At 43.7% G+C, this 21,268-nt stretch carries 10 protein-coding genes; all 10 read left to right on the top strand.

Annotation, left to right across the window (positions count from 1 at the left end; translation table 11 throughout):
• Position 1: 1 nt before the first annotated feature.
• The 10 genes from VK179_19240 (at position 2) to VK179_19285 (ending at position 21,268) form a co-directional block, all read left to right on the top strand.
• The gene (locus VK179_19240) at positions 2 to 2,770 is read left to right on the top strand and encodes a TonB-dependent receptor plug domain-containing protein (protein HLO60894.1); all 2,769 of its coding nucleotides are present in this window, start codon (positions 2 to 4) and stop codon (positions 2,768 to 2,770) included.
• 67 nt (positions 2,771 to 2,837) lie between these two features.
• On the top strand, positions 2,838 to 3,764 hold the full coding sequence (rbsK, locus tag VK179_19245) for a ribokinase (protein HLO60895.1): 927 nt from the start codon (positions 2,838 to 2,840) through the stop codon (positions 3,762 to 3,764).
• A 199-nt stretch (positions 3,765 to 3,963) separates the two neighbouring features.
• Positions 3,964 to 4,953 carry a nucleoside hydrolase gene (locus tag VK179_19250; protein HLO60896.1) on the top strand — a complete coding sequence of 330 codons (990 nt, stop codon included), beginning with the start codon at positions 3,964 to 3,966 and terminating at the stop codon, positions 4,951 to 4,953.
• A 53-nt stretch (positions 4,954 to 5,006) separates the two neighbouring features.
• Complete coding sequence (locus tag VK179_19255; GenBank protein ID HLO60897.1) at positions 5,007 to 6,590, top strand: ADP-ribosylglycohydrolase family protein; 1,584 nt, start codon at positions 5,007 to 5,009, stop codon at positions 6,588 to 6,590.
• 12 nt (positions 6,591 to 6,602) lie between these two features.
• Complete coding sequence (locus VK179_19260; GenBank protein HLO60898.1) at positions 6,603 to 7,598, top strand: GRP family sugar transporter; 996 nt, start codon at positions 6,603 to 6,605, stop codon at positions 7,596 to 7,598.
• Positions 7,599 to 7,850: 252 nt separating this feature from the next.
• Complete coding sequence (locus VK179_19265) at positions 7,851 to 12,053, top strand: acyl-CoA dehydratase activase (protein ID HLO60899.1); 4,203 nt, start codon at positions 7,851 to 7,853, stop codon at positions 12,051 to 12,053.
• A gap of 447 nt (positions 12,054 to 12,500) precedes the next feature.
• Positions 12,501 to 15,554, top strand: coding sequence for a SusC/RagA family TonB-linked outer membrane protein (locus tag VK179_19270; protein ID HLO60900.1), 3,054 nt, complete (start codon positions 12,501 to 12,503; stop codon positions 15,552 to 15,554).
• Positions 15,555 to 15,573: 19 nt separating this feature from the next.
• Positions 15,574 to 17,265 (top strand): RagB/SusD family nutrient uptake outer membrane protein, encoded by a 1,692-nt coding sequence (locus VK179_19275; GenBank protein ID HLO60901.1) that lies wholly within the window; start codon positions 15,574 to 15,576, stop codon positions 17,263 to 17,265.
• Between the two features lie 77 nt (positions 17,266 to 17,342).
• Complete coding sequence (locus VK179_19280) at positions 17,343 to 20,666, top strand: VCBS repeat-containing protein (GenBank protein HLO60902.1); 3,324 nt, start codon at positions 17,343 to 17,345, stop codon at positions 20,664 to 20,666.
• Positions 20,663 to 21,268, top strand: coding sequence for a hypothetical protein (locus VK179_19285; GenBank protein ID HLO60903.1), 606 nt, complete (start codon positions 20,663 to 20,665; stop codon positions 21,266 to 21,268). The genes VK179_19280 and VK179_19285 overlap by 4 nt, the downstream gene beginning before the upstream one ends.

Consider the following 21,268-nt stretch of genomic DNA (forward strand, 5'->3'; position numbering starts at 1 on the left):
CATGAATACATTACAATTTCACAGAATCATTCCAACTTTTGGATTATTGATTTGTTCCGTTTTCGCAACCGCACAAAACCAAAAGGATTCAATACCAAACGATACAATTAATCCGACAGCAAAATATATCTATACCGGATATTCCGGGATTGGTTTGCAGGAAATTCCATTATCTGTATCTGTTATTGAAAGTGCAACGATAAAGAATATTCCGGCCCAAAACATTACCGGGTCACTCCAGGGAAGTATTCCGGGTGTTCAGGTTATCGGGTGCGGTGAACCAGGCAACCTGCCTGAGATTTCTATCAGGGGATACGGCCGGTTTTCAGGAAACAGTCCTTTAATTCTTGTAGACGGTGTTCCTGTCGACGATATATCGGCCATAAATCCTTACGATATTGATAAAGTGGTAGTACTTAAAGACGGCCAGGCCCTGGCCATTTATGGAGCCAGGGGAATGAACGGCGTTATTGAGCTTACCACAAAGAAGGGCAGCAGGGGATTTCATATGACATATGACTTTATTACCGGTATGCAACTACCGGGTAAGGGGCCGGATGTGTTAAATACACAAGAATACGCCGACCTGCAGTGGCTTGTATATAAGAATGACAATTACGAAGAGATAAACCCGTTATATGGCCCTTCAACACAGGAAAGTCCAACTTTACCGTCATGGGCTGCCAATACAGACTGGTACAAAGAAATGACGCATAAAGCTTCAGTAAACGTTCACCAGGTTACATTTAACGGAGGTAATGAACATGCCAGATTTCTAGCCGGATTCGGATATCATAACCAGGAAGGATTGCTGAAATATACTTATTCAAAAAGGTATAGTGTTCGCTTTAATTCGGAATGGACAGCGTGGGACAACCGGGTAACAATTGGCGAAAATATTGCTTTTTCTTTAGCAAGGAGAAATGACATGGAGAACCTGGGTTACAATGCGTTTCTTGATGGACCTTTTCGTTCTCAGCCTATAATACCGGTGTTTATTAATGAACCGGTAACCGGAAGTTCACATCAGTTCACAGAGGGAGAATTTGGGGGTACTGGTATGGCTCCCCGTTTGGGAAATGCTCCCAACGTAGTCGCTGATCTTATCCGTAACAAGGATAATTATACGAATAGTAATTCATTAATCGGTAGTGCCTTTTTTAAAATCCATTTATTAAAAGGTCTTGATTTCACCAGTTCGTATGGAGGAAGTTTCACAAATGATTACCGGGTGCATTATTCTTGTGCTACCTATGAAAGGGCCGAAAACTTATCCCAATCGACTGCAACAGAAGGAGCAGGTTATATAAGAAATAAGATATCGACCAATTTACTCACCTATGTGGCAACTTTTGGTAATCATGAAATAAACGCATTTGCCGGCATTGAAAAAATTAGAACAGGGGATTTTCGTGAATTAAACGTTGCCAGATCCGGATACTTTTCGGATGCGGTTTCATTCAGAACTGTGTCAAACGGATCAAATTTAGTTAATGCCTCATCCTGGACCGGGACTACCTTACCGATGAAATCAGAATTTTTCGGGATCCATTATGGGTTTAAAAACAGGTACCTGCTTGATTTTAGTTTCAGGAATGACAAGGGTTCGAGTTATTTTAAGCCTGAATCATCGAGGATTTATACAGGCCTTGCTGCAACCTGGCGCGTCGGGAAGGAGGAGTTCCTGAATAAAAGCAAATGGTTATCGGGTTTTGATATAAGAGGATCTTATGGCTCAGCTGGAAATATTTATTCAGGATTTGAATATATGACAATTGTAGATGTGGGTATTGAGGGCAAACTTTGGCATACCATAAACTTTATGGTCGACTGGTATTCAAAAAAGAGCCCCAATCTTTTGATGAGTTTTGAAAACCCTGTTGATGTAGGTGACCCGGTGTTCATATACATGAATTCAGGTTCAATACGGAACAGAGGTTTGGATATGCAAATAGGATTTGATAAAAAATGGGATGGATTCGGGTTTAATTCTCAACTCATTTTTACTAAATACAGCAACAAGATTCAAAAGGTCCTGAGTTCAACGAAATTTTTTGACAGCGAAAGCTCAAGAATAGGAAGTATAGTGCGTAACCATACAGGCCAGCCGGTTTCTACCTATTTCGGATACAAGGTGGAAGGATTATTCAGGGATGATGCTGAAATATCACAGGCACCTATACAGGATGGTGCAGCTCCCGGCTTTTTCAGGTATGCGGATTTGAAGCCGGATAACCAGATAACTATGGATGACAGGACATTTCTGGGCAGTCCTCATCCGGATTTTACAATGGGACTTAATGTAGGTGCCGAATATAAAAACTTTGACCTGGGTGCTTTTGTTTATTGGTGCCAGGGCACGGAAATCTTCAATTTCACAAAGTGGTGGACTGATTTCTGGCCGTCCTTCCAGGGACAGAAAAGCGAACGCCTTTTAAATGAAAGTTGGACCGAACAAAATCCGGATGCATCAGTCCCCAAAGCTTCCGCTACATCAAATTTTTCTACCAATACCCAAATCAACAGCTACTACGTCGAAGATGGATCTTACATCCGAATGAAAAGCCTTCAATTGGGCTATACCCTGAGGCCGAAAGTTTTTGAAAAAATTGAGCTTTCTTCAGTAAGGTTGTACTTAAATGCATTGAACCTGTTCACTCTGAAATCCTATTCAGGCCTTGATCCCGAAACCGGAAACTCATCAGGGATCGATAATGGAAGCTATCCGAATGTAAGGCAGTTCCTTTTCGGATTGCAGGTAAAGTTTTAGCAGATTCGCCGAACCGTGGGCGGGAATTAACTTTATCTTATTATCTTTATTCTGAAAAAACTACGGAATGGCTGAAAATAAAGTAAAAGGCCAAAAAATTGCGGTCATCGGCAGCACCAACACGGATATGGTTGTTGTGACCGATACGTTGCCCAGGCCGGGAGAAACCCTGCTTGGAGGAAAGTTCTTCATGAATGCGGGTGGTAAAGGAGCCAACCAGGCTGTTGCAGCGGCAAGGCTTGGTGGTAATGTAAGCTTTGTTGCAAAAACAGGAAATGATGTATTCGGAAGGCAAGCCAAAGAATTGTTCAGCAAGGAAGGAATTAATACCCGGGCTGTTTGTACAGATGAAGAAAGTGCTTCAGGAGTGGCGCTGATCAATGTTGACAAACATGGCGAAAATTGCATTGCTGTTGCCCCGGGCGCTAATGACAAACTGACGCCAAACGACATTCAATCAGCAGAAAAGCAAATTTTGGAATCAGAAATTGTTTTATTGCAGCTTGAAATTCCGCTAGTAACGGTTGAATATGCTATTAATCTCGCATTCAGAGGCGGCAGCAAAGTGGTTTTAAATCCCGCACCTGCAAGGCAATTGCCTGATCACCTGTATAAAAAGTTGTACCTGATTACTCCGAACGAAACCGAAGCGGAGGTATTAACCGGAGTTCATGTAACAGACGAACCCTCGGCTCAAAAAGCGGCAGAAATATTGGTATCAAAAGGGACCCGGCATGTTATCATAACACTCGGCAGCAAAGGCGCCTATATATATTCAAATGGTGAAGGAAATAGCATTCCCGCTCCAAAGGTAAATGCCATAGATACAACGGCTGCCGGTGATGTGTTTAACGGGGCACTTTGTGTGGCATTGGCTGAAAACATGCCACTCGCAGAGGCGGTTCGTTTTGCCATCAAAGCCGCTTCTATTTCTGTGACGCGGATGGGTGCACAAGCATCTGCGCCTTTTAGGGAAGAAGTGAGAGAGACCTGACATCGTCGGAGACCTGTCAGCGTCTGGATTAAGAGGAGAGACGGGGAGAAGGGGAGAAGGGGAGAAGGGGAGAAGGGGTGTCAGATCCCATTCGTCCTATAGGTCCCATAGGTCCCAGACCTGAAGACCAGCAGACCAGAAGACCAGCAGACCAGCAAACCAGAAGACCAGAAGACCAGAAGACTAACAGATTAAAACCATGAAACTATTTCTTGCATTATTCATCACAATCGCACTGGTAGCATCCTGCAAACAGGAAGCACAGCAGAACCAACCTGCCAGAATTATTTTTGATACCGATTTCGGTCCCGATTACGACGATGTGGGGGCTATTGCCTTTCTTAATGCTATGGCCGACAGCGGTAAAGTTGAAATATTGGCGACTGTTTCAAGTAACCGCAATGAACTGGTTGGGCCTTCAATCAATGTGATGAATATTTATTACGGACGACCTGATTTACCTATGGGAGCTCCGAAGGGAACCGGCGTTGACCTGGGCGCCTTCCAGCACTGGCCGGATTCAATTGTTGCCAAGTATCCTCATACAATAAATTCTACTTCCGAATTGCCTGATGCCGTAATAACTTACCGCAAAGTTCTAGCCTCCCAGCCTGATACAAGCGTTACAATCGTAACTGTTGGCTTCCTCACGAACCTTGCAGGATTACTGAAGTCGGCCCCTGACAGCCTGACTGATCTTTCTGGTCGCGACCTTGTAACAAAAAAAGTTAAAAAACTGGTGGCAATGGCAGGTGGTTTTCCTGCGGGTCATGAGTTTAACATTCACATGGATTCAACAGATTCACAGTATGTGTTTGAGAACTGGCCCACCCCTGTAATTTTCACCGGCTTTGAAATCGGTGCTAAGATTCATACTGGTCTCCGACTGGCTAAATTGGATGTGAAGGACAATCCTGCCAAAGATGTATTCAGGATAAGCATTCCGATGGCAGCCGAAGATTCCCTGGGCAGAATGAGCTGGGATGAAACGGCCGTGCTGATCGCCGTGTACGGGACGAAGAACTTTTTCACAACCGTAACAGGAAAGATTGTTGTACATCCCGATGGTAGCAACAGTTGGATTGATGACCCCGCCGGCAATCACCAGTATGTGGTTCAGCAAATGCCGGTTGATGATATTGCCCGGTTCCTTGAGGACCGCATGATGTATGTTCCTGCTCGCAGGTAGAGACGCACGGCCGTACGTCTCAGGTTTTGAATTCATTGATTAATGATCTTATTATGGTAAATAAATTACTGTTTTCCGCATTCCTGTTTCTCCTCCTCTTTTCATGCAAATCCAACCAGGAGAACTATCTGACTATTACACCCGAAGAACTGAAAGACAAAATCGCCGGTGGCTGGGCCGGTAAGATGATCGGAGTTACATATGGTGCTCCCACAGAGTTCGGAGCCCAGGGAAAGACTTTCGAGGACAGTATTAAATGGACTCCTGCCGATATAAAAGGAAGCATCTGGCAGGATGACCTGTATGTTCAGCTCACCTTTTTAATGGCAATGGATGAATACGGGATTGATGCACCGGCAAAAAAATTCCAGGAGCTGTTTGCCAGGGCCGGTTATCCGCTGTGGCACGCCAATGTGCAGGCCAGAAAGAATTACTATGATAGTATATTCCCGCCGCAGTCAGGAAATCCGCAATTCAACTACCATGCCGATGACATCGATTTCCAGATTGAAGCGGATTACATCGGGTTTATGTGTCCCGGAATGCCCCGTAAGGCTGCTGAATTGTGCGATAAACCCGGCCATATCATGAACTATGGCGACGGTTTTTATGGCGGAGTGTTTGTAGCGGCCCTTTATTCCGAAGCTTTTTTTAATGATGATATCCCTTCTCTGATTGAGAACGCACTTAAATCGATTCCTTCTGCAAGTGATTATGCAGCCATAATACGGGATGTGATATTATTGCATAGTCATTATCCGTCTGACTGGCGTTCAGCCTGGAAAGAACTGGAAGCCAAATGGGGTGATGTGGATATCTGCGGAGCCGGCAGCACATTCAACATAGATGCCAAGCTGAACGGGGCTTATATAGTAATGGGACTGCTTTACGGTGAAGGTGATCCGATGAAGACCCTTGAGGTCTCTACCCGTTGCGGTCAGGATTCCGATTGCAACCCGTCCAATGCCCTCGCGGTTCTAGGGGTTATGCACGGGTTCAGCAAACTGCCTGAAACCATGAAAGAAGGAATCAGAGCGGTAGCTGATTCGGTATTCATCAACACTAATTATACATTCAATAAAGCAGTCGAAAGTTCATACAAATATGCCGTTCGTTTTATAGGCGAACAGGGGGGAGAGGTGAGCGAAAAACAGGTGAAAATTGTAAAACAGGCTCCGGCTGAATTACCCCTGGAAGTTTCTTTTCCTGATGTGGTATTTGATAAGAAAATTTCTTTGACTGATAAAATTTCTTCCAGTAAAACAGGGGATTGGATCAGTTCTGAAAAAGGTATTGTGGCGGCGGAATCGGGCAGTTCCCTTGAAATTCCGTTTGAAGGAACCGGCATTGTTCTGATGGGTAGCTGGGTTAAGGATGGCGGAAAGGCAGAGGTTTTCCTGGATAATGAATCGAAAGGAGTTTTTGATACCTACTTCTTCTACAGTAACCAGGAGCATGAGGGAATAAACCTGTGGCATATTTTCGGGCTTCCTTCAGGTAAGCACATTTTAAAGCTGGTTGTGAAAGGTGAAAAACGTCCTGAATCTGCAGGTGTCAATGTGTATGTAAAGGAAGCACTTGTATTCAAAACCAGCCCGAAAAAAAATCAGCAATATCATTTTTCATTCGAAAAATAAAATTCAAATCCTATGTATATAGTAACTTCTTACACAACTGCAGTTATACTCACCTTCATCACCATGCTGTGCTGGGGATCATGGGCAAACACCCAGAAAATTGCGAAAGGGTACCGTTTCGAACTGTATTACTGGGATTATGTGCTCGGCATTCTCATCTTCTCGGTTGTTTTAGGATTTACACTTGGTAGCAGGGGATCAGAAGGTACGGGGTTTGCGGAAAGCATAAGGCAGGCATCCCTGTCTGACATTTTGAGCGCTGTTCTGGGTGGATTTATTTTCAATCTGTCGAATATTCTTATTGTTGCCGCCATTGCCATAGCAGGTATGGCTATCGCTTTTCCGGTGGGGATAGGACTTTGCATGGTACTGGGAGTAATCATCAATTATATCGCTTCGCCGCAGGGTGATGCGGTGTTGCTGTTTACGGGAGTCGGACTGGTTACGCTGGCCATAGTGTTTGATGCCATGGCATACAGGAAACTGGCTGCCAGTAACCAGAGAACTCCTGCTAAAGGTATTATGTTATCCGTTCTCGGCGGATTCCTGATGGCCTGGTTTTTCAGGTTCGTAGCCCGTTCCATCGCATCGGATCCTTTGATGCCTGAACCGGGTAAGCTCACTCCGTATTCGGCATTTTTCTTTTTTGTCGCTGGCATTGTAGTCAGCAACTTTATTTTCAACACCTGGCTGATGAAAAAGCCTATTGAAGGTGAACCTGTAACATTCAGGCAGTACTTTTCAGCCGGAGCCAAAGGGCATCTGGCCGGAGTGTTAGGTGGTATCATCTGGGCCGTGGGTACATCGCTCAGCCTGATTGCAGCCGGTAAAGCCGGTTATGCCATTTCATTCGGTCTTGGCCAGGGAGCCACGTTAATCGGAGCCCTCTGGGGAGTATTTATCTGGAAAGAATTCAAATCGGCGCCAAAAGGAACTTCTGTGCTCCTCTTGCTGATGTTCCTGCTGTTCGTGGCGGGATTGGGGATGATTATTTATGCGGGGATTTAATAGCCCCTGCCTTCAGGCCGGGGAATGAATCTATATCACATAACCATTTTGAATTTGAACAGTTCTTCTTGTAAGGGTGAGCCCGTGCAGGCAGATTGCTTCACCCCGTAGGAACCGGGGTTCGCAATGACGAGCTTTTTAACAAACCTCAAACCTCAAACCAAAAATTTTTATTATCTTTAAAAAATCACATAGCACAGGTTAACAGAAATTTCTCAGGTCTCACTATTTTTTACCTAAATCCAAAATGAGATGAGAAATTCCTTGTATTTGGGATTGGACTTGGGATCCGTGTCGCTCAACACGGTTGTTCTTGATGAATCGTTCGAAGTAATCGAAGAGTTTTATGATTTCATTCACGGCAAGCCCTTTCATGTTCTTTTTAACAGGCTTTCCGATATAATTTCACGATACCCGGTTGACTCCTTTAAAGTCACTGCCATAACAGGCTCAGGCGCGAAAAAGGCGGCGGGACTGATTGGCGGCAATATCGTGAATGAAGTGATAGCACAGGCAAAAGCTGTCACAGTTTTATATCCTGAGGCAAAAACCGTAATAGAAATTGGAGGAGAGGATTCGAAACTGATCCTATTGGATACTGCCGCTAAATCAGGCACACAGCTGGTTGATTTTGAAATGAACAGCATATGCGCTGCCGGCACAGGTTCATTTCTCGATCAGCAGGCAAAACGCATCGGGTTATCCATAGAAAATGAATTTGGCACCATGGCGCTGAAAAGCGCTAATCCTCCCCGAATCGCAGGCCGATGCAGTGTTTTCGCCAAGAGCGACATGATCCATTTGCAGCAGATAGCCACTCCTTTGCATGATATCGTTGCCGGTTTGTGTTTCGCGCTGGCAAGGAATTTTAAGAGCACTATCGCCCATGGAAAGAAAATTGAGGCCCCGGTCGTCTTTTCAGGAGGAGTGGCGGCAAATGCCGGAATGGTAAGAGCTTTCAGGGAAGTGCTTGATTACAGAAACGGTGAATTGATTGTTCCTAAACGTCACGCATCGATGGGGGCTATAGGGGCTGTTTTATATACCTGTTCAGGAAATCATGTCACAAGCCTTTTCACCGGTATTGAAAAGTTGAGCCTTTATCTTCAGGAAGGCGGTGATAAAACAGCCGGACTGCCCCGTTTATCCGAATCGTCCACCCCCATTCAGAAACCGGTGCATTTTCATCCGGATGGCAAGGAGAAAATTCCGGTTTACCTTGGACTTGACATCGGTTCGTTGAGCACAAACCTGGTATTGATTACAGAAGATCACAAAGTGGTGGACCGCCGGTACCTGCCTACAGCAGGCAAGCCCATTGAGGCCATCCAGAGAGGCCTTACAGAAATCTATAACAGTGTGGGCGAAGATGTGATTGTGATGGGTGCGGGCACCACCGGGTCGGGCAGGTACCTTACGGGAGATTTCATTGGTGCGGATATCATAATCAATGAAATTACGGCGCAGGCAACGGCGGCAATTGATTATGACAGGTCAGTGGATACCATTTTTGAAATAGGAGGCCAGGATTCAAAGTACATCAGCATAAAAAGCGGCGTTGTAGTTGATTTTGAAATGAACAAGGTATGTGCTGCAGGTACCGGCTCATTCCTCGAAGAGCAGGCTGAAAAATTAAATATCAGCATCATCAATGAATTCGGAAAGCTGGCACTCGATTGCGACTGCCCGGCCAAACTGGGCGACCGGTGCACGGTGTTCATGGAATCGGATCTGAATTCACTTCAGCAGAAAGGGGCAAGTGTGGATACCCTTGTAGGGGGACTGGCTTATTCCATCGTGAACAATTATATTCAGAAGGTGGTAGGGCCACGACCTGTCGGTAAACATATATTCTTCCAGGGCGGTGTCGCCAACAACAAATCCGTTGTGGCTGCTTTTGAACAAGTGGTCGGAGTTCCGGTAACCGTTCCTCCGAATTTTGATGTAACAGGAGCTATCGGTGCAGCCATACTGGCCCGGCAGACTATGCAAGGCAAAGGTACTACCCGGTTTAAGGGCTTCCATATGCGTGATGTACCTTATACAGCGAGCCGGTTCGACTGCAAGGCCTGTTCAAATGAGTGTGAAATAAGGAAAGTAGTCATTGAGGGTGAATCAAAGCCACTCTTTTATGGCGGACGATGTGAAAAGTACGAAACACGGGATGTTCAGAAAAAGGAAACGGTTATCCCTAACCTGTTCCTAAAAAGGCTTGAGTTTTTGCAAACCGGTTATTCCAATAATAAAGCAACCGGGCAAAAAACTATCGGTATACCCCGGGCCCTGATGATCTATTACCAGCAGTTCCCGTTCTGGCACACCTTTTTTGAAAACCTGGGTTATTCGGTTATTGTTTCAAGGGAAACCGATAAGAAAATGGTTACCCGTTCACTTGAGGCGGTCACAACCGAGTTTTGTCTACCGGTAGAACTGATGCACGGTCATGTGATCGATCTGATTGAACAGGGTGTCGACAAGGTATTCCTGCCATTCATTGTGGATGCCAGGGTCAAAAAAGGAAATCCTACAACCAACTGCAATTGTCCCTGGATCCAAAGCCATACCTTTATGGTAAAGGCTGCGTTACGATCGCAATACCCGGTTGAGCGGATTCTTTCACCTGTTCTTCATTTCAGGCATTTTAACACAGCCCTGAAACATGAGCTCATCACTTTTGCTCATGATCAGTTGGGAATTAAAAAGTCAGTCGTGTTAAGAGCCATACAAGCGGCTGATTCAGCTCAAATGCAGTTTGAATCCGGTTTGCGTGAATTTGGCAGGAAAGTCATGGCAGACATTCCGAAAGACTGTACACCTGTGGTTCTCCTTGGAAGACCTTACAATACCTGCGATCCCATGATGAACCTGGGACTTGTAGAAAAGCTGATCCGTCACAACCTGATGCCGGTTCCGCTGGATTTCCTCGATTTGCAGATCAATGAGATTTTTACTGATTACCGGAGCATGTACTGGCCGAACGGGCAGAAAATATTGGCTGCTGCCCGTCATGTTGCCAAAAATGACCGGTTATATGCCGTATATACAGGCAATTTCAGATGTGGTCCCGATTCATTCATCCTTCATTATGTGGACGAAGAATTGAAAGGGAAACCCTGTCTTCATCTTGAGGTGGATGAACATTCGGCTGACGCTGGTATGGTAACCCGGATTGAAGCGTTTATAGAAAGCCTGAAAGGAGTGCAGTTTAATAATCAGCAAGCCGAAAAAGCTTTTGTACCGAGGCCCGGGCCAACTGCACCAGTAAGGGAAAGAGTATTGTATTTCCCTTATATGAACGACAATGCACATGCCATTTCAGCTGCGGCACGTAGTTGCGGTATACCGTCGGAAGTATTGCCCATGCAGGATGAGCGCGACCTGGAGCTGGGAAGGCTTTATACATCATCGCGGGAGTGTTTTCCAATGATCTGCACAACCGGCAGCTTTCTTAAGAAACTCATGGAGCCGGGTGTGGATCCGTCGAAAGTAAGCTTTTTCATGCCTGATCACAGCGGACCATGCCGGTTCGGGCAATACAATCATTTACAGCGGATCATTTTTGATAAACTGGGTTACGGAAATGCAGAAATACTTTGTCCTTCCAATGATTCTTCCTATGCCGACATAGCAGGCAGATCAGCTCCCAAATTCCGTTTCAATGCATGGCGAGGATTTGTGGCTGTTGATTTTATCCGTAAACTCAGGCAGGAAACTAAACCTTATGAAATCAATGCAGGTGACACAGTCAGAGCGTACCGGCAGGGATTGCAGAAAATCATTCACTGTATCGAATCGGGAGGGAAAGGATTGCATCTTGTATTGAAAGAAATTACGGATGATTTCGGCAGGATTCCCGTAGATAAAAGGATAAGAAAACCGGTGGTGGCTGTTATCGGTGAAATTTTCATGCGCGACAATGAGTTCTGTAATGGCCGTTTGGTTCAACGGCTTGAGGAACTCGGTACTGAAACAGTGATTGCACCTTTTTCGGAATGGATTACTTACTCAACATATCGATATACTCGCGACAGCATCTGGAAGAGGAGTTCAAAGGGGTATGTAAAATCTCAGCTCCAGCGAATTGTTCAGGAAATAACGGAGCGGAAATTAACCGGCAGTATTATACATGCAACCGATCATGAAAAGACAGCCCATCTGAAAGATATCCTTTCATTATGTGAGCCTTACGTGCATCATGATTATGATGGTGATCCGCCGTTAGCTATGGGAGCGGCTTCTTTTCTTTATAAAAAAGGTATTTCAGGAATAGCGGCAATTCTGCCCTTCACCTGCATGCCCGGAACCCTCATTTCCGCCGTAAGTGATTCGTTCCGGAAAGATCATAAAAACATTCCATGGATTAATGTGGCTTATGACGGACAGGACACCGTTTCACTGGAGACTAGGCTTCAGGCTTTTGTGCACCAGGTTAGTGAATTCAAAGTTAATTGGTGATGCAATCGTTTTCGCAAACGTTTGCGGAACTTTTCAAGCATAAAATTATGTTTTTTTAACATTTTACAATTGTTAAGGCGTACCTTGTAATTTAAATGGGGTTGATTTTGGAATCAACCTTGACCTTATTGTATTCATTAGTAAAACATTAAAACAAGATTAAAACAACATTAAAAAAAAGTTAAAATTTCTATTAAACGGAAAGCTAAAAGCATTGTTTAATATAAAATATTCTCTTAAATTAGATTAAATCTAACTGTACCATTTTCTTTTTTCGCGCCGTTTCCCATAAATGGCCTTTTGACCCTAACTAAATTAAAAACTAATACAGAGGAAAATTGCCTATGATTTAAATTACTCAAAGAAATCAGGTATGACCCTACATACCTGTTTTGTCGAAAAATTGACCAAAACATTTTTTAAACTAACCATCAAACGTTTCAATTTATGAAAAAGCAAAAACTGTACAAATCATCAGCATTTTTTACTAATTGTAAGAGATGGCTGATGATTTTTAAGGTGGCTGTTGCTCTGCTGATTCTACTGGTTGCCCAGGTTTCAGCTCAACAAGCCACTGTTAAAGGTAAAGTTACTGATGCTTCAACTGGCGAATCGCTGATAGGCGTAAACGTGCTGATTAAAGGAACCCAGCAGGGCGCAATTACTGATGCTGACGGTAAATATTCGTTGAATGTACCGAATGCAGCAGATGCCGTACTTGCAGTTTCTTATATCGGCTATGCCACAAAGGAAGTACCGGTAGCTGGTCAGAGCACACTGGATGTGCAACTGGAACCCCAGGTATCCCAATTGCAGGAAATCGTTGTAATTGGTTATGGTACCATGAAAAGAAATGAGGTTACCAGTGCCGTGGCTAGTGTTAAAGCGGAAGACTTCAACAAAGGTAATGTGAACAACCCTGTTCAGCTGATTCAGGGTAAAGTAGCAGGACTTTCCATCAGCAAACCCGGCGGAAACCCGAATGCAGGTTTTGATATCCGTTTAAGAGGTTTGAACACCGTAGGTAGCAATACAGGCCCGCTGGTTGTTATTGATGGTCTGATCGGAGGTAGCCTTACCAACGTTGACCCTAATGACGTGGAAAGCATTAGTGTATTAAAAGATGCATCGGCTGCGGCCATTTATGGCACACGTGGTTCCAATGGTGTTATTCTGGTAACCACAAAGAAAGGCCGTGCAGGTACCGCACAGCTTGAGTATAATGGTTATGTAACCTTTGAAATGGTGGCCAAAAATACTCCTGTTATGACAGCTTCCGAATGGAGAGCTCTTTCTGATGAAATTGGAGTAGGAACCGATTACGGAGCATCAACCGATTGGTTTAAAGAAATTGAACAAACCGGTATTTCCCAGGTGCATAACGTGTCTTTATCAGGTGGAACTGAGAAAACGAACTTCCGTGCTGCTTTCAACTATCGTCAGGCAAACGGCATCATGATCACCAGCGGAAATGATCAGCTGAATGGCAGGTTAAATCTAACCCAGAAAGCCCTGAATGACAAGTTAACAGTTGATCTGAATATTGGTGCTACTCAGAAAAACACCGACTTTGGCTACGATGCAGCTTTCCGTTATGCCAGCATTTATAATCCTACTGCACCGGTTTATGCTGAGCCTACTGATCCTGATTACGCGAGATACCAGGGTTATTACCAGAATGAACTTTTTGATTACTATAACCCGGTTTCTATTTTAAGACTGAACTCAAACACCGGAAGAGACAGGTTACTGACCCTGTCCGGAAGAGCATCTCTTGAAATTTTTAAAGGTTTGAGAGCTGAAGCATTTTATTCTCTCCAGACCAATTCAAGCATAAGAAACGACTACCGTGACCAGAATGATTATTGGGGTGGTTTAAACCGTGACGGATTGGCATCCAACCAGGAAGATGCTTCAAACACAGAATTGTTTGAAACTACTCTTCACTATAATGGAGACTTAACCGCAGGTCTGAATATGAATTTCGTGGGTGGATATTCTTACCAGGACTTCAATAATGAAGGTTTTTATACCCAGGGTGGTGGTTTCCTTGTCGATAAATTTAAATACTATAACGTAGGCGCCGGAACCGATTTCAAATACGGTCGTGCTACTGCAACCAGCTACAGGAATTCAAGCAAGCTGATTGCTTTCTTCGGCAGGGCTAATTTCAATTATAAGGATATGGTATTCCTTATGGCCAGCGCACGCTATGAAGGATCGTCCAAGTTTGGGGCAAACAATAAATGGGGTATTTTCCCCGGTGTCAGCGCGGGATTTGAAATATCAAGGTTCCTGAATGTGGCAGCTATTGATAACCTTAAAATTCGCGCCAATTATGGGGTCACAGGTAATACTCCCCAGGACAGCTATCTTTCCCTGGAAAGAATCGGTTACTTAAGCCAGTTCTTCCCGATTAACGGTAGATATCAGCCGGTTTATGGAGTTGTCAGCAATCCGAATCCTGATCTGAAATGGGAGAAACAAAGCGAGTTTGATGCCGGATTTGACTTTTCGATGTTCAGCGCCCGGTTATTTGGATCCTTTGACTTCTATACCCGTAAAACAACTGACCTGTTGTTCAATTTTGCAGTACCCAATCCTCCGAATATCTATTCAACCGCTTGGGTGAATCTCGGCGAAATCAAGAGCAGCGGACTTGAACTGACACTTAACTTTAAAGCTGTTCAATCCGCCGATTTCAGTTATACATTCTCCTTAAGCCCGTCGTACAATCTTGATAATACATTGGTTTCCCTGTCGGGATCCTATAACGGATTTGAATTGAAATATGGTGTGAAAGACCTTGGCGATATGGGATCACCGGGACAAAACCAGACCCCGCTTACCCGTGTAAAGGAAGGTGGAAAAATTGGTGAACTTCTCGCTCTTGAGTACAAGGGAATTGATGAAACAGGTAACCTGGTGTTTGTTGACCAGCCTGGAACTTCAGCAGGTATTGACCAGGCTGACCGCGTAATTGTAGGTAACGGACTGCCCAAATTCTTAATTGGCTTTGGAAACGATTTCTCATACAAAAACTGGGATTTGAATATTTTCTTCCGCGGTGTTTTCGGACATGACCTGCTGAATTCATTCCGGGGATTCTACGAAGTTCCGCAGCTGATTACCTCCTACAATCTTCCGAAGACAGCAAAAGATCAGAAGAATCCGACTACAGGCACTTATCTGAATACAACTTCCGGTAAACTTTCAAGCTACCATATTGAAAAAGCCGACTTTGTATCACTTGACAATGCAAGCCTTGGTTATAATTTCAATGTTCCCAAAAACTGGGGAATACAGAAAATAAGACTTTATGTGGCAGGCAACAACCTGTTCTATATCACAGGTTATAAAGGAGTGGATCCCAACCCGCGCTATGTGGACAGTGATCCCGGCCTGGGAACATTTAATAATCCGCTTGTACCGGGTGTTGACCGCAGAGACACATGGTTCCGGACACGTTCTGTATCAGTAGGTGCAAATATTATTTTCTAATCTGAAAAATGAAATCATTATGAAAACAAGAAAATTAAATATGAAATCATTGCTTCTGATTAAGGCAATAATGTTTGTAATTGTACTGGTATTCCCGGTAATGTCATGTACAAACCTTGATGAAAAACTGTATACTGAATTGCTGCCTGATGAATTCTTCCAGAGTGAAGAAGAATTTCTGGCTGCTCTTGGTACTGCATATGTAAGGTTGGGTGGTTACGCTTCAGGTGATGTAAATAATCTCCAGGAAACTACTACCGATGAAATGGTTGTACCTACGAGAGGTTCTGACTGGGATGACGGAGGTAACTGGAGAAGGCTCCACCTGCATTCATGGAAATATGAAGATAATGCTACCGGTGGTGCATGGGATTTCTGTTTCCAGGGTGTAAGTACCTGTAATAACGTGATGTACCAGTTTCAACAACAGGTCGTAAAGGGATCTATCACTCAGGAAGTGGCTGATCAATACGCCGCTGAATTACGTGTTTTAAGAGGTTTCTTCTACTGGCAGCTGATTGACCTTTATGGCAATGTACCTTTGGTTCTTGATTGGGCTACCGCAGAAGCTGCTCCTCCCACAAAAACAAGGGCTGAAGTGTATAATGCTATTGTTGCCGATCTTGAGGATGCAGTTCCGGCTTTGTCGAAAGATAGAAATGACAATACCTACGGACGTTTAACGTATTGGGCAGGAAAAACACTTCTGGCTAAATTGTACATGAATGCCGGTGTTTATGTTGGAACTCCACAGTGGCAGAAAGTAATTGATATTTGCGATGAGATTATTAATGATGGTCCTTATAAATTAACCGAGGACTATTTTGCAAATTTCAATGAAGCCAACAATACTTCAAGTGAAATTATCTGGGCAATCCCTTATGACGAAGTATTTTTTACAGGTTTTAACCTTCCCATGCAGACCTTGCATTATGGAAGCCAGTTTACTTATAACCTGACTGCCCAGCCATGGAACGGGTTCTGCTCTCTTGAAGAATTCTATAATTCATATGAAGCAACCGATAAGAGAAAAGGACAACCGGGTACAGTTACTGAACCATTTGTTGGACGTGGGAATTTCCTTGCCGGAATTCAATATAATTCAAACGGTTCCTTTGTAAAAGATGACGGTCATGATAAAAAAGATCCGGATGGCGATACACTGAATTTTGGAAACATCGGAACAGGTCAGCCACAGATTAATGAACTGGGCCCCCAATCATGGAGACAATCCGGTGTCAGGATCGGAAAATGGGAATTTACAGCAGGAGCTACATCTGATTTGAGTAATGATTTCGGAATTTTCCGTCTGGCTGACTTACATCTGATGAAAGCCGAAGCGTTGTGGCGTCTTAGTGGTGATGCCGCCGATGTGGATGCCCTTGCTGAAGTCAACATGATTCGTGATCGTGCAGGTATTGATCCGCTGGCTTCACTTGACGGTCCTCTGAGCTTTGCAATTGAGGATGGTTCTGTAGCAGGTGGTGAATTGTTCAATGAAATGGGACGTGAAATGGCATTTGAACACAACAGGCGTCAGGATCTGATCCGTTGGGGGTTCTGGGAAATGAACGCAAAATGGACAATTCCGTTCCATAATGTGGGAGATGTCACTTTGTCCGATGAATACCTCCGTTTATTCCCGATTAACCGTGACAAACTTTCGGCCAATCCTAATCTGGATCAGAATCCGGGTTACCCCACCGAATAAGCTTTGAATAAATACAGTTTCCTTAAGAGAGCAGGCAAATTATTATTTTTACCTGCTCTCTTTTTTACTTTCTGATCATGTATCATTTCCGCACTGCCTTTATAATACCTCTGTTCATCCTTGCCCTGTCGTGCAATAAGAACCACAGCAGGAATAATTCTTTATTTACATTGCTTGATACTTCTTCAACAGGTATCACATTTTTCAACACGGTGGAATATACCGAACAATTCAACACCTATACCTACAGAAATTTTTATAATGGTGCCGGGGTAGGCATTGCTGACTTCAATAACGACAGCTTGCCGGATCTGTATTTCTGCGGCAACATGGTAGAGAATAAGCTTTACATTAACAAAGGCAATTTTAGTTTTGAGGATATAACGGAAAAGTCTGGAGTGGCATGTAAGGATGTATGGTGCACCGGTGTCAGCATTGCTGATGTGAATGGCGATGGCTGGCAGGATATCTACGTGTGTAAATCGGGGAATCCGGAGAGTCCTCACCGTAATAACGAACTGTTCATAAACAATCATGATCTTACTTTCAGCGAAAAATCAGCTGAATACGGATTAGACGTAACAGGCCTTTCCAATCATGCATCCTTTTTTGATTATGACCGGGATGGTGACCTGGATTGCTATCTCCTGAATAATTCCTTTCAGTCAGTTACTGAATTCGACATAAAGCCACATGCTCGTGAAAAACCGGATTCACTGGGAGGCAACCGGCTGTTCAGAAATGATGGGGGCCATTTTACCGATGTGAGTCGTGAAGCCGGAATATATACAAGCAAAATAGGATTCGGACTTGGAGTGAGTGTAGGGGATCTGAATCGTGACGGTTGGCCTGATATCTATGTATCAAATGATTTTTTTGAAAGGGATTACCTGTATATCAATAACGGTCATGGCACATTCCGTGAATGCCTTGAGGATGAAATGCAGGAGATAAGCCTTGGTGCCATGGGTGCCGATATCGCAGATATTAATAACGATACATGGCCTGAGGTTTTTGCAACTGAAATGACTCCCGAGGATAATGCCCGCTACAAGACTAAGGTTTTGTTTGAAGACTGGGATCGTTACCGGATGAAAGCAGATAATGGGTATTACCGTCAATTTGCCCGTAATGTATTGCAATTGAACAACCGTAACGGAACTTTCAGTGAAATTGGCAGGTATAGCGGAGTCAGCAGAACAGACTGGAGCTGGGGTGCCCTGATCATGGACATGGACAATGATGGGTGGAAAGATATTTTTGTGGCAAATGGTATATTTAAAGACCTGCTCGATCGCGACTATCTTGATTTTTATTCTAATCCGCGAATGATGAGGAGTTTAATTCAAACTGAACAGAAAGCCATACTCAAAATCATCGGTCTGATCCCTTCGGTTCCTGTTCCCAACTATGCATTCCACAACAATGCTGATCTTACATTCACCAATCAGTCACAGTCCTGGGGTCTTAATACACCCTCATTTTCTAACGGCGCTGCTTATGGTGACCTGGATAATGATGGCGATCTTGACCTGGTGGTGAATAATGTAAACATGGCCCCATTTATTTACCGTAATAACAGTGAAAAATCAGGTGGAAACCGGTACCTTGAGATCCGGCTCAAAGGGGAAGGAATGAACACTTCTGCCATTGGAACCTCCGCTACACTTTATTATAACAACACCGCATCCTGGGCTGAATTGTACCCGATGAGGGGATTCCAGTCGACTATGGATTCCAGGCTTCATTTTGGACTGGGAAGGGATTGTGAGTTAATTGACTCACTTGTAGTGATCTGGCCGAATGGCAAAAAAACGGTAAAGCACAGGGTAGAACCTGACCGGATATTGACATTAGAACAAAAGGAAAGCCTGGTTGCAGAACCGCATGTAAAAACATTACATACAGAAATTATATTGAAGAAAATCCCTGCTCCTGCAGGACTTCAATTTACCTGTAAGGAAAACCGATTTAATGATTTCAGCCGTAATAGCCTGCTTTTTATTATGGCTTCAAATGAAAGTCCTCATATTGCCGTGGCTGATGTGAACGGGGATAAGCTTGACGACATATATGTATGCGGAGCAAAGGGAACTGCCGGCCGGTTAATGATCCAGGATAATCAGGGAGAGTTTAAATCGTCTGATATCAGCGTTTTTGCCCATGACAGCCTTTCGGAAGACACCGATTGTGCTTTTTTCGATGCCGACGGTGATGAGGATAAGGATTTGTATGTAACCAGCGGTGGCAGTGAATTTCCTGCAAGCTCGTCTGCATTGCGCGACAGGCTTTATACTAATGACGGACACGGTAATTTCAGGAAATCTCCACAGAGTCTGCCTGTATCAAAGTTTATCAGCAGTTCCTGTGTTAGCCCGGCGGATTATGATAACGATGGTGATATCGATTTGTTTGTGGGCGGAAGGTTAATTCCCTTAAGTTACGGTGTTCCTGCAAACGGATATTTACTTGAAAACGATGGCAAAGGAAATTTCAGAAATATAACCGACCAGAAAGCTCCTGAACTGAATAATGCAGGAATGATAACCTGTATGCAATGGGTGGATATGGATAATGACGGTGATCAGGATATTATAATTGCAGGCGAATGGATGCCTGTAAGAGTATTTTTAAACAATAAGGGCAAAAATTTTACTGAGGCAACTACTGATTATGGATTGCAAAATACATCAGGATGGTGGCATTCAATGGCGGTCGCCGATTTGAACCGCGACGGAAAAATGGATATCATACTTGGAAACCACGGGCTCAATTCATTTTTTAAAACATCGGACACACAACCAGTGACTATGTATGTGAACGATTTTGATATGAATGGCTCAGTGGAACAGGTAATTGCAATGTATGAGAACGGCAGGCTTTACCCGGTTGCCATGAGGGATGAACTGGTGAACCAGATACCTTCACTCCTGTCGAAATTTCCCAAATTCAGCAGTTATATGGATGCCACAGTTGAGGATCTGTTTGCAGAACCTGTACTTAACCGTTCTTTGGTGCTTAAGGCGTATACACTGCAAACCTGCATCCTGATCAACAATGGCAAGGCACCTTTCACAATAAAGCCACTTCCCGCAGAAGCCCAACTTGCCCCTGTATATTCAATTCTGGCTAAAGATTTTGATCACGACGGCTTCTGTGATATACTACTCGGCGGTAATCAATTCTCAGCCAAACCGCAAACAGGTATTTATGCAGGAGGTTATGGCCTTTTACTTAAGGGCAGCTTAACAGGTGCCTTCGAAACCATTGATCCGGAAAGGTCAGGAATTTCCATAACGGGTCAGATTCGAAACTTTCAAATGGCAACCATTAAAAATAAACAAGTAATTTTGGTTGGCTTAAATGATGAACCTTTACTTTTTTACGAATTACAAAAATGAATCGAGTTAATTTTTCTACTGCAGCATTATGTGTTTTTATTTTAATATTCCTGTTCACCGGTTGCAGTCCAAAACAACGATATGATCGCAGGTTGAAACATGAGCTGGCAAGTGGCATTCGAAATGATTCCCTTTTTATGGGAATTTATCTGGGCATGCCTTCCCGTGAGTTTTACGCACATTGCTGGGATCTGAATAAAAAAGGACTGGTAAGGCAGGGTGCAGGAAATAAAACCGTTGAATATCAAATGAACAATGAATTAAACCATCCGGCTTTAATGAATTTCTACCCTCATTTTAAAAATGATAAAATATATGACATGCCCGTTAAATATAAATACGTTGGATGGGCTCCATGGAATAAAGAACTTTCATCGAAAAAGCTGCAACAGGACATAAAAAAATATTATGAAAAGAAATATGGAAAAGGATTTATAACAGTTAAGCATCCTGAACGTGGTACAGCGTATATAAAAATTGACGGAAACCGCAGAATTACAATTTTCACAAAAGATGATCTGGATGTTTGGGTAATTTTCACTGATCTCACTGTAACTCAAAAACTGATCATGAATCCGGAGACTTTCCAAAATGCCAGGTAA

The sequence above is a fragment of the Bacteroidales bacterium genome, assembly GCA_035299085.1.
Classification (GTDB): domain Bacteria; phylum Bacteroidota; class Bacteroidia; order Bacteroidales; family UBA10428; genus UBA5072.

Excerpts from the sequence above, each read along its gene's own strand:
- VK179_19240 (HLO60894.1), top strand. The coding sequence starts at position 2 with ATGAATACATTACAATTTCACAGAATCATTCCAACTTTTGGATTATTG.
- rbsK (HLO60895.1), top strand. The coding sequence starts at position 2,838 with ATGGCTGAAAATAAAGTAAAAGGCCAAAAAATTGCGGTCATCGGCAGC.
- VK179_19250 (HLO60896.1), top strand. The coding sequence starts at position 3,964 with ATGAAACTATTTCTTGCATTATTCATCACAATCGCACTGGTAGCATCC.
- VK179_19255 (HLO60897.1), top strand. The coding sequence starts at position 5,007 with ATGGTAAATAAATTACTGTTTTCCGCATTCCTGTTTCTCCTCCTCTTT.
- VK179_19260 (HLO60898.1), top strand. The coding sequence starts at position 6,603 with ATGTATATAGTAACTTCTTACACAACTGCAGTTATACTCACCTTCATC.
- VK179_19265 (HLO60899.1), top strand. The coding sequence starts at position 7,851 with ATGAGAAATTCCTTGTATTTGGGATTGGACTTGGGATCCGTGTCGCTC.
- VK179_19270 (HLO60900.1), top strand. The coding sequence starts at position 12,501 with ATGAAAAAGCAAAAACTGTACAAATCATCAGCATTTTTTACTAATTGT.
- VK179_19275 (HLO60901.1), top strand. The coding sequence starts at position 15,574 with ATGAAAACAAGAAAATTAAATATGAAATCATTGCTTCTGATTAAGGCA.
- VK179_19280 (HLO60902.1), top strand. The coding sequence starts at position 17,343 with ATGTATCATTTCCGCACTGCCTTTATAATACCTCTGTTCATCCTTGCC.
- VK179_19285 (HLO60903.1), top strand. The coding sequence starts at position 20,663 with ATGAATCGAGTTAATTTTTCTACTGCAGCATTATGTGTTTTTATTTTA.